This is a genomic window from Streptomyces sp. NPDC091280 (genome assembly GCF_044768565.1).
Taxonomy (GTDB): domain Bacteria; phylum Actinomycetota; class Actinomycetes; order Streptomycetales; family Streptomycetaceae; genus Streptomyces.
In genome coordinates, this window is sequence record NZ_JBIVUZ010000005.1 from 215,870 (window position 1) to 228,964 (window position 13,095).

The 13,095-nt window shown below is 73.0% G+C and carries 10 protein-coding genes; 5 read left to right on the forward strand and 5 right to left on the reverse strand.

The window, feature by feature from the left end:
* Positions 1-54: 54 nt before the first annotated feature.
* The 4 genes from ACIQPR_RS17010 to ACIQPR_RS17025 form a co-directional block, all read right to left on the reverse strand.
* Positions 55-858, reverse strand: coding sequence for an SDR family oxidoreductase (locus tag ACIQPR_RS17010; RefSeq protein WP_403648411.1), 804 nt, complete (start codon positions 856-858; stop codon positions 55-57).
* Entirely contained in the window at positions 855-2,153 is a 1,299-nt protein-coding gene (locus tag ACIQPR_RS17015) for a wax ester/triacylglycerol synthase domain-containing protein (RefSeq protein ID WP_403648414.1), read from the reverse strand. Before ACIQPR_RS17015 ends, ACIQPR_RS17010 begins: the two co-directional genes overlap by 4 nt.
* A complete protein-coding gene (locus tag ACIQPR_RS17020; RefSeq protein WP_403648417.1) occupies positions 2,150-3,808 on the reverse strand; it encodes a benzoate-CoA ligase family protein in 1,659 nt (552 codons plus the stop codon). Before ACIQPR_RS17020 ends, ACIQPR_RS17015 begins: the two co-directional genes overlap by 4 nt.
* Before the next feature lie 104 nt (positions 3,809-3,912).
* The gene (locus ACIQPR_RS17025; protein ID WP_403648419.1) at positions 3,913-5,481 is read right to left on the reverse strand and encodes an aminotransferase class V-fold PLP-dependent enzyme; all 1,569 of its coding nucleotides are present in this window, start codon (positions 5,479-5,481) and stop codon (positions 3,913-3,915) included.
* 264 nt (positions 5,482-5,745) lie between these two features.
* On the opposite strand from ACIQPR_RS17025, the gene ACIQPR_RS17030 reads away from it, so the two are divergent.
* A complete protein-coding gene (locus ACIQPR_RS17030; RefSeq protein WP_403648421.1) occupies positions 5,746-6,498 on the forward strand; it encodes a class I SAM-dependent methyltransferase in 753 nt (250 codons plus the stop codon).
* Positions 6,495-7,886 carry a salicylate synthase gene (locus tag ACIQPR_RS17035; RefSeq protein ID WP_403648424.1) on the forward strand — a complete coding sequence of 464 codons (1,392 nt, stop codon included), beginning with the start codon at positions 6,495-6,497 and terminating at the stop codon, positions 7,884-7,886. Before ACIQPR_RS17030 ends, ACIQPR_RS17035 begins: the two co-directional genes overlap by 4 nt.
* Before the next feature lie 16 nt (positions 7,887-7,902).
* On the opposite strand, the gene ACIQPR_RS17040 is transcribed toward ACIQPR_RS17035, so the two are convergent.
* Positions 7,903-8,946 (reverse strand): zinc-dependent alcohol dehydrogenase family protein, encoded by a 1,044-nt coding sequence (locus tag ACIQPR_RS17040; RefSeq protein ID WP_403648426.1) that lies wholly within the window; start codon positions 8,944-8,946, stop codon positions 7,903-7,905.
* 177 nt (positions 8,947-9,123) lie between these two features.
* On the opposite strand from ACIQPR_RS17040, the gene ACIQPR_RS17045 reads away from it, so the two are divergent.
* From ACIQPR_RS17045 to ACIQPR_RS17055, 3 genes are all read left to right on the forward strand, one after another.
* Positions 9,124-10,074, forward strand: coding sequence for a PrsW family intramembrane metalloprotease (locus ACIQPR_RS17045; RefSeq protein ID WP_403648428.1), 951 nt, complete (start codon positions 9,124-9,126; stop codon positions 10,072-10,074).
* Positions 10,075-10,157: 83 nt separating this feature from the next.
* Positions 10,158-10,397, forward strand: coding sequence for a heavy-metal-associated domain-containing protein (locus ACIQPR_RS17050; protein WP_403648431.1), 240 nt, complete (start codon positions 10,158-10,160; stop codon positions 10,395-10,397).
* Between the two features lie 78 nt (positions 10,398-10,475).
* On the forward strand, positions 10,476-12,713 hold the full coding sequence (locus tag ACIQPR_RS17055) for a heavy metal translocating P-type ATPase (protein WP_403648433.1): 2,238 nt from the start codon (positions 10,476-10,478) through the stop codon (positions 12,711-12,713).
* Positions 12,714-13,095 lie beyond the last annotated feature (382 nt).

The following is a 13,095-nucleotide window of genomic DNA, read 5'->3' on the forward strand; positions in this document are numbered from 1 at the left end:
GGCCGGGGTGCGTCCGGGGTGCCCGCGCCGCCGTGCGGGTGCCCCGGCGGCGGGTCAGTGGACGGGACGGCCGGGGGCGGGGTGCGGGCGGTCGTGGGTCGCGGCGGCGACGGACTTGCCGCCGTCGATCCGCAGGGTGACCCCGGTGATCCAGGAGGCGCGCGGCGAGAGCAGGAAGGCCGCCGCCTGCGCGATGTCCTCGCCCTCCCCGATGCGTCCGAGCGGATAGCTGGCCGCGATGGTGTCCGTGGGCAGGGTCGCCATCGAGTCCATGAACCCGGTACGGACGAAGGCGGGCGCGAGGGCGTTGACCCGTACGCGCGGGGCGAGTTGGTCGGCGAGGTCCTCGGTGAGCCGGTACAGGGCGGCCTTGCTCGCGCTGTACGCGGGCATCCGGAAGACGCTGGTGGCGGCGACGGTGTTCATCATCAGCACCGAGCCGCCGTGCTCCTTCATCCAGGCCTGCCAGGCGAGTTGGGTGAAGCCGAGCGCCGCCAGCACGTTCGTGTCGAACATCCGGCGCACACAGTCGAGGTCCAGGTCGATGGCGGGGGTGTCGCGCGCGGGGTTGATCCCGGTGTTGTAGACGAGCAGGTCGAGCCGCCCGTAGGTGTCCATCACCGCGTCCACGACGGCCTGCCGGTCCTTCTCCCGCCTGCTGTGCGCGGTGACCGGCAGCACCCGGCGCCCGGTCTCCTCGTGGATCGCGCGGGCCGCCTCGCGCAGGGGTTCCTCGCCGCGCGCGGTGATCGCCAACGACGCTCCCTGGCGGGCGAGTTCGGCGGCGATCTGGTACCCCATGCCGCGACTGGCCGAGACCACGAGGGCCGCCTGGTCCTGGAACGGAAGGGTCGTCACGGGGTACCTCCCGGCACGGTCTCGGGCGCGCAGGTGGCCATGTCGTCGACGGCCCGGCGCCACAGCCCGGGGATCTCCTCGGCGCCGGGCAGCGACCGGTCGAGCTGGAAGGAGACGGTGGACGTCTCGCCGTAGAGGAAGAGGGCGGCGGTGAGCGGGAAGCCGTCGGGGCAGCAGATGACCGGGACCACGCGGTCGACGGGATCGCCCTCGTGGCTGAGCCGGCCGCCGATCCGGAAGCTGGAGCAGACCGCGGTCAGCCGGTCGGGGGCGGCGCTCGCCGCGATCAACTGGCCGTAGGCCAGCGGCTCCTGGGCCGTCATGCGGTGCAGCGCCCGCCGGTACGCGGCGGCCTTCAGGGGTGCGGTGGCGGGGACGGTACGGCTCAGCCGGCGGGCGGGGGTCATGGGGCCGCCGGGCAGGTCCAGGCGGGCCAGGAAGAAGCGGTTGCCGGGCAGGCCCGTCTCGGCCGGGGTGCGCAGGTTGACCGGGAGCATGACCGGCAGCGGGTCGAGGCGGGCGTCGGGGCGGTGCGCGGCGGCCCAGTCGCCGACCGCGTGGGCGAGGGCCGCGAGGTGGACGTCGTTGGCGGTGGCGCCGTAGGCACGGCCGGTGTCGCGCAGCAGCGCGGTGGGCACCTCGCGCCACAGGACGTGCCGGCGGCCGGACAGCGGGCGGGCCGGGTCGTTCCACAGGCCGTGCGGGCGGGTGTTGCGCCAGATGAACGCCGCCGCGTCGAGCAGCCGCCACGGTTCCGGTTCCGCCACCGGTCCGCCGTCGAGGGCGGCGACCGCGGTGGCGGGGGTGTCGTCGTCGCGGCCCAGGAGGATCTCGACGACGGTGACGAGGTTCGCGGCGTCCTGGACCTCGTGGTGGGCGATCAGCGCGAGGCAGTACCCGCCGGTGGTGTGCCCGGACAGGACGACCAGCCGCCAGGCCGGGGTGGCGGTGGGCAGCGGGCGGTGGAGCAGTTCGCGGACGGTGTCGTCGAGGCGGCCGGGGCCGGGCGGGACGCGGCGCTCGGTGACGTGCTCCGCCAGGTCGGGCGCGCGGGGCGTCCAGCGGGGCGGTCCGTCGTCGGTGGTCAGGACGTGGGTCAGGCAGGGCAGTCGGTGCAGCCGGCGGGCGACGCGCTCCCGCAGCCGGGTGAGATCCGGGGTGTCGCCGGTCAGGTGCAGGACGACACCCACGGCGGGCACGGCCTCCGCGTGCGAGGCGAGCCGCCCCGCGGTGTGGAAGAGCAGGTCCACGGGGTTGGGGACGGGCGGTGCGACGACTGAGGTGAGGACGGTCATACGAGTCGGCTCCTCGGGGCGGTGGGGACGGTGGGGACGGGTGCGGGCGGGGGTTCGGGCGGGGCCACGGCCTGTTCCGGGACGCGCGGAAGGTCCGTCAGCCGTGCTCGGACCTCCTCCCGCACCCGGCGCCGGTCGACCTTTCCGGTGCCGGTAGTGGGCAGGGCCGGGACGGTGAGGACCCGGCGCGGGCACTTGTGCGAGGCGAGCCCTTCGCGGCAGAAGGCGATCAGCGCGCTCTCGTCCGGCTCCCGGTCCGATGCCGGCACCACGCAGGCCACCGGCCGGTCGAGCCCGTCCCCGTCCGGCCCCGCCACCACACAGGCGGCGGTCACGGCGGGATGCTCCAGGAGCCGGTTCTCGACCTCCGCCGGGGTGACCCAGATGCCACCGCTCTTGATCATGTCGCCGGCCCGGCCGTGACAGACGTAGTAGCCGTCCGCGTCCTGGCTGAACAGGTCCCCCGTGTCGATCCAGTCGCCCTGGAAGACCCGGCGGGTCACGGCGGTACGGCACCAGTAGCCGTCGGCCGCCGAGGGGGCGCGCACCTTCAGGACGCCGGGTTCGCCGGGCGGCGCGTCGACGCGCAGTTCGTAGCCGGGCACCGGGGTGCCTAGGGTGCCGGGGCGGCAGTCGCCGGGGCGGTTGGAGAGGAACACGTGCAGCGCCTCGGTCGAGCCCATCGCGTTCACCAGGTCGATCCCGAAGCGGGCCCGGAACCGGCGCTGCACCTCCGGCGGCAGCGGCTCCCCCGCCGACACCGCCACCCGTACGCCCCGGAACGCGTCGTCCGGCACGTCCTCCGCGCGCAGCAGCGCCGCGTAGGAGGTGGGCACGCCGTAGAAGACGGTCGGCGCGTCCTCGGCCAGGCGGCGGGCGATGGACTCGGGGGTGGGCGGGGCCGGGTCGAGTACGGCGGCGGCTCCGGCGGCCAGCGGGAGGAAGCAGGAGTTCCCGATGCCGTACGCGAAGAAGAGCTTGGCCACCGAGTAGCAGCGGTCCCGGGGGCGCAGGCCGAGGACCTGCCGTCCGTAGTGCTCGGCGACGAAGCGGACGGAGGCGTGGCGGTGCACGGCGGCCTTCGGGGTGCCGGTGGTACCGGAGGTGTAGAGCCACAGGGCGGGCGACTCCCCGGTGGTGCGGTCGGTCGCGCGGTCGGCGGGGCCGGCCGCCGCGCCCGCCGCGATCAGGTGCTCCCAGCGGATCCGCAGGACGCAGGGCGGCGGGTGCGCCGGGGCGTCGTCGAGGACGACCACGCCGACCAGGTCGGGAACGGCGGTGGCATCCCGCAGCGCCGCGTGCGCCCGGTCGCCGAACTCGGCTCCCACGAGCACGTGCCGGCAGCGCGAGTCGGCGATCAGCGCGGTGAGTTCGGCCGGTGTGCTCATGGTGGACACGGGCACCGGTACGGCTCCGATCCGCATCAGCGCCAGCAGGGCGACGACCGTCTCGGGGGTGTCGGCCGCGTGGATCAGGACGCGTTCCTCGGGCCGTACGCCGAGCGCCCGCCAGCCGGCACCCGCGTCCGCGACCCGGGCGGCGAGTGCGCCGTACGTCAGGGTCGAGCGGGGGCCGATGAGAGCGGGACGGTCGGCGAAGCCGCGGGCCGTCTGCCGGTCGAGGAGGTAGGTGGCGGCGTTGAAGGGCGCGGTCATGCGGGGCCTCCGGGGAGGTGATGGGGAGTGAGGGGGAGGGGATGAGGGGATAAGGGCGTGCCGGTCCGGGGCTACGGGTCCACGGGTCCACGGGTCCACGGGGCTCAGGTGTCGCCCTTGCACATGCGCAGGAGTTCCAGGGCCAGTCGGGTGCCGTCCTGGCCGAGGCGGTGGTGGAAGCGTTCGACGATCTCGCGTTCGCGGGCCAGGTCGGTGCGGGACATGGCGCCCTCGACGCGGGAGCGGCGGATGCCCCGGCTGACCCCGTCCCGGGCGGTGATCAGGCCGATCAGGTCGTCGTCGAGGGCGTCGATCAGCGCACGCTGCCGGACGATCTGGGCGGCGGCCGAGCGGGGACCGCCGGCGGGGGCCGGTGCGGGAGCCGGGCGGACGGCCGGCCGGGGCCGCCGCTGCCAGTCCGCGGCGGCTTCGAGCAGCGCGTCGAGGTCGCCGAGCGTGTTGTAGACGTGGCAGCTGACCCGGATCCCGCCCACACCGGACGTGTAGCGCACGCTGACGGCGACCCCGGCCGCGAGCAGCGCGCGCAGCAGCGACAGGTCGGTGTCCGTGTTCCCGGTGCCGAAGGTGAGGATGCCGGAGCGGTGGCGGGCCTCGCGGGGGCTGACGACGGGGAGTCCGCGCCGGTCGAGGCCCTCGACGAGGTAGTCCGTGAGGGTCCGCAGCTGGGCCTCGACGCGCTGCGGGCGCAGTTCGAGGAAGAGCGAGAGCGCGGCCGAAAGGCCCACCGCCCCGGGGTAGTTGCCGGTGCCGCCGGTCTCCCAGGCGTAGGCGTCGTCGCTGAACTCGTAGTCCCGCAGCGGGCCGAGATCGGCGCGCAGGAACGCTTCGCCCCAGGTGCGGGCGGGCGGCCGGGCCGCGAAGAACCCCGCGAGCGGGCGGCGCAGCCGCGGCCGGACGGCCGGATCCAGGTACATGAACCCGGCGCCGAACGGTGAGCACAGCCACTTGTGCCCGCCGCACACGAGGATGTCGACGGGCGTGCGCCGCACGTGGAACGGCAGCGCGCCGAGGTGCTGCGCCGCGTCCACGACCAGCCACACGCCTCTCCCGCGGCACAGCTCCGACAGGGCTCCGAGATCGGCCCGGAAGCCGTTGGTCCACTGGACCGAGCTGAGCGCCAGCACCTTGACGTCCCGGGTCAGTTCGGCGCGCACGGCGTCCACGCCGAACCGCCCGCCCGGGTCGTGCGGCACCGTGCGGACCGTGATGCCCCGGTCCTTGAGCTGCCGCCACAGGACGCCCATCTGGATGAACTCCAGGTCGGGGATGAGGACTTGGTCCCCGGCGTGCAGGGGCAGCGACTCCATGGCGACCTTCAGGCCGTGGGTCGTGCTCTCCAGCAGGGCGATGTCGCTCGGCTCCGCCCCGATCAGCCGTGCGGCCAACGGGCGTGCCGCCGCCCGCAGTTCGTTGAGCCGGCCGTGCATATCGGTGCCCGATTCGGCGTGGCAGTACTGCATTCCCTGTGCCAGATCCGTGACGGCCCGAACCGCCCGCAAAGGCGCGACCCCGATGCACGCACTGTCGAGATAGGTCTTGTGGGCGAGGGCCGGAAACTCCCGTCGTACACAGGTTGTAAAGTCATCGGAAACGCATTCTTCACCCATGCGAAACGCCCCCTTGAATATCGCGTTCCGGCCTGCCGTACGCATTCAGTGGAACGGATCGACGCCGGTCACGTAAGGGCGCGTGTGCGCTGACGAGCGCGTGACCGGGTGCGGGCGGCGCACGTGTAGTCATACGACAATCCTCTTATTTTTCACGTGATTCCACTCCCCCTCACCATGTCTGTATCGCGGCCTTTTCCGGTGTGAGCATTCCTTGTGCGGCATTCCAGATTCCCGCGACCCCGAGAGGCGCACATGTCCCGCTATTTGTTCGACAATGCGGCCGTCCAGACGGCAGGACGCTTTTCCGTGCTCGAATCCCGCTATGACACCGCGTCGAGAAAGGCGTTGGAGCGGACCGGGCTCGGACCGGGCTGGCGGTGCCTGGAGATCGGCGGGGGCGGCGGCTCGTTGGGCGACTGGCTGGGCGAACGGGTCGGGCCGCAGGGGGAGGTGACGGTCACGGACATCGAACCGGCCCGCGCCGAGTCCCGGCCGCGCGCGGCGAACGTCCGGGTGCTGCGGCACGACATCACCCGCGACCCGCTGCCCGGCGCGGGCTACGACCTGGTGCACGCCCGGCTGGTGCTGCTCCATCTGCCCGAGCGGCTAAGGGTGTTGGAGCGGCTGGCCGGGGTGTTGCGGCCGGGCGGCTGGCTGGTCCTCGAAGAGTTCGACTGCGGCTGGACCCCCGTGCTCGCCGCGCCCGACGACAGCGCGGCACTGCTCTTCGAGCGCGTGCACACGGCCCTGCTACGACTGCTGGAGAAGGCCGGCGCCGAACCGCTCTGGGGCCGGCACGTGGTGCGGGCGATGCTGCGGGCGGGACTGGCGGAGGTCACGGCGACCACCTACGCCGAGGCCTGGCCGGGCGGCGGCGCGGGGATCGGCCTGCACCGCGCCAACACCGAGCAAGTGGCCGATCAGGTGGGCGAGTTGGGCATCACCGCCGCCGAACTGGACGCCTTCCTCGCCCTCCTGGACGACCCGCGCTTCGTCGTCAACTCCTATCCCCTGCTCAGCGCGTCGGGCCGCCGCCCGGGAGCGGAGACCGCGCGATGACCGCCGACTACCGTGAGATCCATGTGCCGTTGACGCAGGAGCCGCTCCTCCTCATGGCCCGGCTGGCCCGCTCCGGCCTCCACGACCAGTACGCGGTGTACGAGAACGGGCCCGAGTGGTCCTACGCCGGGGGCGCGCTCGCGACACTCCGGCTGGGGCGCGAGGACTGCCGAGCGGGCGAGTCCGGCGGCCCGGGAGAACTGCCCGCCGTGGAGAAGTGGCTCGCCGCGCTGCCGGTGCGCGGCTGGCGGATCTACGGATGGGCCGCCTTCGAACTGGGTGCGGCGCTGGCGGGCGCGCGTCCCGGCGGCACGGAGGACACGGAGAAAGCGGAGGACAGGGAGGGTGCGGCGGGCTCGGAAGCCCTGCTGCACCTGGTGGTGCCGGCCGTCGAGGTGCGGACCGAGGGCGACCGGCTGCTGCTGCGCGCCGCCGATCCCGGCCGGCTGGAGCGGCTCGCCCGGCTCGTCGGTGCCCCGGACGAACCCGGCGCGCCCGTGCCGCCGCCCGAACCGGCGGAGCGCCTCTCCCTGCCCCTGGACGACACCGGCGGCTATCGCGACGCCGTCGCCACCGCCCTGACGGAACTGCGCGGACCCGGCCCGCTGGAGAAGGTGATCCTGTCGCGCCGGGTCCCGGTCCCCGTACCGCTGGACCTGGCCGCCACCTATGTCGCGGGGCGGCGGGCCAACACCCCAGCGCGGTCCTTCCTGCTCGACCTCGGCGGTGTCCGCGCGGCCGGCTTCAGCCCCGAGACCGTCGCCGAGGTCACCGGTGACCGCAGGGTGGTGAGCCGCCCGCTGGCCGGGACCCGGGCCCGTACGGGCAGGCCGGACGAGGACGCCCGGCTGCGCGCCGAACTCCTGGGCGACCCGAAGGAGGTCCACGAGCACGCCATCTCCGTGAAACTGGCGCTGGAGGACCTCGCCCTCGTCTGCGACGACACCCGCACCACCGAGTACATGACCGTCGAGGAACGGGGCACCGTCCAGCACCTCGCCTCCACCGTCGTCGGCCGCCTCCGCGAGGACCGCACCCCCTGGCAGGCCTTCACCGCCCTGTTCCCCGCGGTCACCTCGACCGGCATCCCGAAGACGGCCGCCTACGACCTGATCCACGAGCTGGAGGAGGGTCCCCGCGGGCTGTACGCGGGGGCCGTCCTCACCCTCGACGCGTCCGGCGCACTCGACGCCGCGCTCGTCCTGCGCAGCGTGTTCCGGCAGGGCGACCGCTGTTGGCTCCAGGCCGGTGCCGGGATCGTCCAGCAGTCGCACCCGGCCCGAGAGCACGAGGAAACCTGCGAGAAGCTCCGCAGCATCGCCCACCACCTGGTACCGGCACCGGCACCGGCACGGCCGTCCGAAGCAGGGCCGGCATCGGACGGGTGACCGACCCGGCCCGCGTTCACCTCCACGGCTCGATGACCGTCACCCCCGCCCCCGGGGCCGTGCCCATCGCGGAGAGGGCCGCCGGGGTGGCGTCCAGGGTGATCGTGGAGGTGGTCAGGAGGTCGGGGCGGAGGATGCCGGACCGGACGAGTTCCAGCATGGGCGGGTAGGTGTGGGCGGCCATGCCGTGGCTGCCGAGGAGTTCGAGTTCCAGGGCGATGGCGCGGGCCATGGGGACCGGTGTCGTACCGGAGGGGGACGGGAGGAGGCCCACCTGGAGGTGGCGGCCCCGGCGGCGCAGGCCGTTGACCGAGGCGGCGCAGGTCGTCGGCGAGCCCAGGGCGTCCAGGGACAAGTGGGCGCCGCCGCCGGTCAGTTCGCGTACCGCCCGGGCGGTGTCGGGGGTGCTCGCCGCGTCCACGCACTCGGCCGCCCCGAAGCTCCTCGCCAGCTCCAGCGCCCGGGGCGAGACGTCGACGGCGACGACACGGGCGCCCGAGGCCGCCGCGATCATCACCGCGGACAGGCCGACTCCCCCGCAGCCGTGCACCGCGACCCACTCCCCCGCCGCGACCCGGCCGCGCTGCACCACCGCGCGGAACGCCGTGGCGAACCGGCAGCCGAGCGAGGCCGCCGTGGCGAAGGACATCTCGTCCGGCACCGCAACCAGATTGGTGTCGGCGTGGTCCAGCGCCACGTACTGGGCGAAGGAACCCCAGTGCGTGAAGCCCGGCTGCGTCTGCCGCTCGCACACCTGCTGGTCGCCGGCCGCGCACGCGGGGCAGGTTCCGCAGGCGCACACGAAGGGGACGGTGACGCGGTCGCCGGGGTGCCAGCCGGTCACCGCGTCGCCGACCGCCGCCACGACACCGGCGAGTTCATGACCGGGCACGTGCGGGAGGGTGATGTCCGGGTCGTGGCCCTGCCAGCCGTGCCAGTCGCTGCGGCAGAGACCGGTCGCCTCGACCCGTACGGTCACCCCGTGCGGGGCGGGGTGCGGGTCGGGCACCTCGCGTACGTCGGCGGGTTCACCGTAGTGATCGAAGACCACCGCTCTCATCTGCGCTCCCATCGCCATTGCCGTCGACGTCGACATCGACATGGTCAGTGTCGTCGCCGTCGCCGTCACGATCTACGGGGCCATCGGGACGCGGACGGGCGTCCCGGACTGCGATATGCGCTGTATCTACATAAAGTGCCGGTAAATCTGCCCTGTAGGAGTACGAGGGGATTCGCCGTGACCTACTCTCCGCCGCCCGGCGCGCCCCGGGCCCGTATCCCCGGGCCGCAGCAGCCGCCGCCGACGTACCCCCAGATCCGCACCGGCCTGTGGAAGCACTGTCTCGGCGGCGGGCTGGCGCTGTGGGCGCTGACCGCGCTGGTCACGTACGCGACGCGGAACACCACCCTGCTGCCGACGCTGATCCTGCTCGGCAGCTTCCTGGTACCGGTGACCTTCGTGCTGTGGGCGTACGAGCGGCACGGGCGCGACCTGGGCGTCAGCGTGATCCTGGGCTGCTTCCTGACCGGCGGCACGCTCGGGGTGCTGGGCGCCTCGGTGATGGAGTACTACCTGCTGCACCCCTCTCTGGGGATGTTCGTCGGTGTCGGGCTGATCGAGGAGGCCGCGAAGCTCGGGGCGCTGATGTTCGTGCTGCGCCGGCAGCCTCGGCTGCACGGCATCCGCGCGGGGCTGGTGCTCGGCGCGACGGTCGGCTTCGGTTTCGCGGCCCTGGAGAGCGCCGGGTACGCCTTCAACGCGGCCGTCTCCACCAAGGGCATCGATCTGCGGGCGCTGCTGGAGACCGAGATCCTGCGCGGGGTCCTGGCGCCCTTCGGGCACGGCCTGTGGACGGCGGTCGCGGGCGCGGTGCTGCTCTCCTACCGGCAGCTGAACGGCCGCTTCCGCTGCGCCGGGCCGGTCGTCGGAACGTATCTCGGCGTCTCGGTGCTGCACGCCCTGTGGGACTCGACGCACGGCATCGCGATCTGGCTGGTGGCCCGGCTGTCGGGCGCGGGCCTGGACCGGCAGTTGTTCGCGCAGGGGTACATCCCCCGGCCGACCGTCCAGCAGGAGCACCTCTTCACGATGTTCTCGGTGGGCGGAACGGCGCTCGTGGCGCTGCTCGGCATCGGGTGGGTGCGGTCGCTGGCCCGCCGCGACCCCTCTTGGAGAAATACCCCCTAGGGGTATACCCTGGGTTTCAGGGCGAGCCACCGTGGGCCACTCCGACCCCAACCGCCCCCACACGCCTGCACGAGGAGAACGACATGACCGCCCAGACCGACACCCCGGGTTCCGTCACCGCCGTCTACAAGGTGAACGGGATGAGCTGCGGACACTGTGAGGGTTCCGTCTCCGGCGAGCTGTCCGGGCTGCCCGGCGTCAGCTCGGTCAAGGCGGTCGCCTCGACCGGCGAGGTCACCGTCGTCTCCGCCGCCCCGCTCGACGAGGAGGCGGTCCGCGCGGCCGTGGACGAGGCGGGCTTCGAGCTCGTCGGCACGATCTGAAACCTGTTCTCCGACCGGGCCGTGCCGACCAGCTGATACTGGCTCCGCGCGGTCCGGTCCGATGTCTGGAGTCCGGACATGACCACCACGACCCAGGACACACCCATAGCCGACACCGCGGATGTCGAACTGCTCATCGGCGGAATGACCTGCGCGTCCTGCGCGGCCCGCGTCGAGAAGAAGCTCAACCGCATGGACGGCGTCAGCGCCACGGTCAACTACGCGACCGAGAAGGCGAAGATCAGCTACCCGGCGGGCATCCAGGTCGCCGACCTCATCGCGACCGTGGTGAAGACCGGGTACACCGCGGAGGAACCCGCCCCGCCGGAGCCCGAGCCGGAGACCCCGCAGGACACCGACCCCGAACTCGCCGCCCTGCGCGAGCGGTTGACGGTCTCCGCCCTCCTTGCCGCGCCGGTCGTCCTGCTCTCGATGATCCCGGCCCTCCAGTTCGACAACTGGCAGTGGCTCGCGCTCACGCTCGCCGCGCCGGTCGTCGTCTGGGGCGGACTCCCGTTCCACAAAGCCGCGTTCACCAACGCCCGGCACGGCGCGGCCACCATGGACACCCTGGTCTCGGTCGGCACGCTGGCCGCGTTCGGCTGGTCGCTGTGGGCGCTGTTCTGGGGCGACGCGGGCATGGCCGGCATGCACGACGAGTTCCGCCTCACCGTCTCGCGCACCGACGGCGCCTCGACCATCTACCTCGAAGTGGCCGCCGGAGTCGTCGCGTTGATCCTGCTGGGCCGCTTTCTGGAGGCCCGCTCCAAGCGGCGCGCGGGCGCGGCCCTGCGCGCGCTCATGGAGTTGGGCGCCAAGGACGTCGCCGTCCTGCGGGACGGTCGTGAAGTACGGCTCCCGGTGGCCGAGTTGGCGGTCGGCGACCACTTCGTCGTACGGCCCGGGGAGAAGATCGCGACCGACGGCACCGTCGTCGAGGGCGTGTCGGCGGTCGACGCGTCGATGCTGACCGGCGAGTCGGTACCGGTGGACGTGGCACCGGGTGACACCGTCACCGGCGCGACCGTGAACGCCGGCGGGCGGCTCGTCGTGGCGGCGGGCCGGGTCGGTTCGGACACCCGACTCGCGCGCATGGCACGGCTCGTGGAGGACGCGCAGAACGGCAAGGCCGAGGTGCAGCGGCTCGCCGACCGGATCTCCGGGATCTTCGTGCCGGTGGTCCTGCTGATCGCGGTCGCCACCTTCGGGGCGTGGCTCGCCGTCACCGGCGACACGGCCGCCGCGTTCACCGCGGCCGTCGCCGTACTGATCATCGCCTGCCCCTGCGCGCTCGGCCTCGCCACCCCGACCGCCCTCATGGTCGGCACCGGCCGCGGCGCCCAGCTGGGCATCCTCATCAAGGGCCCCGAGGTCCTGGAGTCCACCCGCCGCGTCGACACCGTGGTCCTCGACAAGACCGGCACGATCACCACCGGCCGCATGACCCTCCAGCAGGTCTACGTCGCCGAGGGCACCCACGAGAGCGAGCTGCTGCGGCTCGCGGGCGCCCTGGAGCACGCCTCCGAGCACCCCGTCGCGCGGGCCGTGGCGGCGGGCGCGGAGGAGCGGGTCGGCACCCTCCCGCGGGCCGAGCACTTCGAGAACGTGCCCGGCCGTGGCGTACGCGGGCGCGTGGAGGGCCGTGAGGTGGCCGTGGGCCGCCTCTACGACGAGCTTCCGGAGGAGTTGGCCCACGCCCGCTCCCAGGCCGAGAGCGAGGGACGTACGGCCGTGGTGGTCGGCTGGGACGGAGTGGCGCGCGGGGTCGTCGCGGTCGCGGACGCGGTCAAGGAGACCAGCGCCGAGGCCGTGCGCGAGCTGCGGGCGCTCGGACTCACCCCGGTGCTGCTGACCGGCGACAACCGCGCGGTGGCCGATGCCGTGGCCGCCGCCGTGGGCATCTCCCCCGGGGACGTCGTCGCCGAGGTGCTGCCCGAGGACAAGGTCGCCGTCGTACGACGGCTCCAGGCCGAGGGGCGGAGCGTCGCCATGGTGGGCGACGGGGTCAACGACGCCGCCGCGCTCGCCACCGCCGACCTGGGGCTCGCGATGGGCACCGGGACGGACGCGGCGATCGAGGCGAGCGATCTGACGCTGGTGCGCGGGGACCTGCGGGTGGCCGCGGACGCGATCCGGCTGTCGCGCCGGACGCTCGGCACCATCAGGGGCAACCTCGTCTGGGCTTTCGGATACAACGTGGCGGCGCTCCCGCTGGCCGCCGCGGGCATGCTGAATCCCATGATCGCGGGCGCCGCGATGGCCTTCTCGTCGGTGTTCGTGGTGACCAACAGCCTGCGACTCAGGACATTTCGCTGAAGTTCCGCAAAGTTACCGGGAGTTACGGCGACCTGAAGTAAGAGTCCCTCTAGAGACCGACGACGGCCTCACATAAGCTCTTCACAAGCCTCGCGCATCATCCTTACGCTGGGGTCCCGACCGCGACATCGGGGCTCTTGCGCATCTAACGGACATATGCAAGAGACGCAGATCACAGTGATGTGAACGTAACCATCGAAGGGGTTCGAAGGTCTAAGTTGACGATGTCAGTAAGCGTCTTGGGGGGCGCGAGCTGACATCTGAGGATGTCTTGGGGGACTTCCTCAGAGATGCGTTGCCGGGACACGTACACCGGGGAGCTTTGAGCGGCCCTCCCGTCGTGCGATGTCCCGGCAGATCGCACACATCACTGGCTCCACCC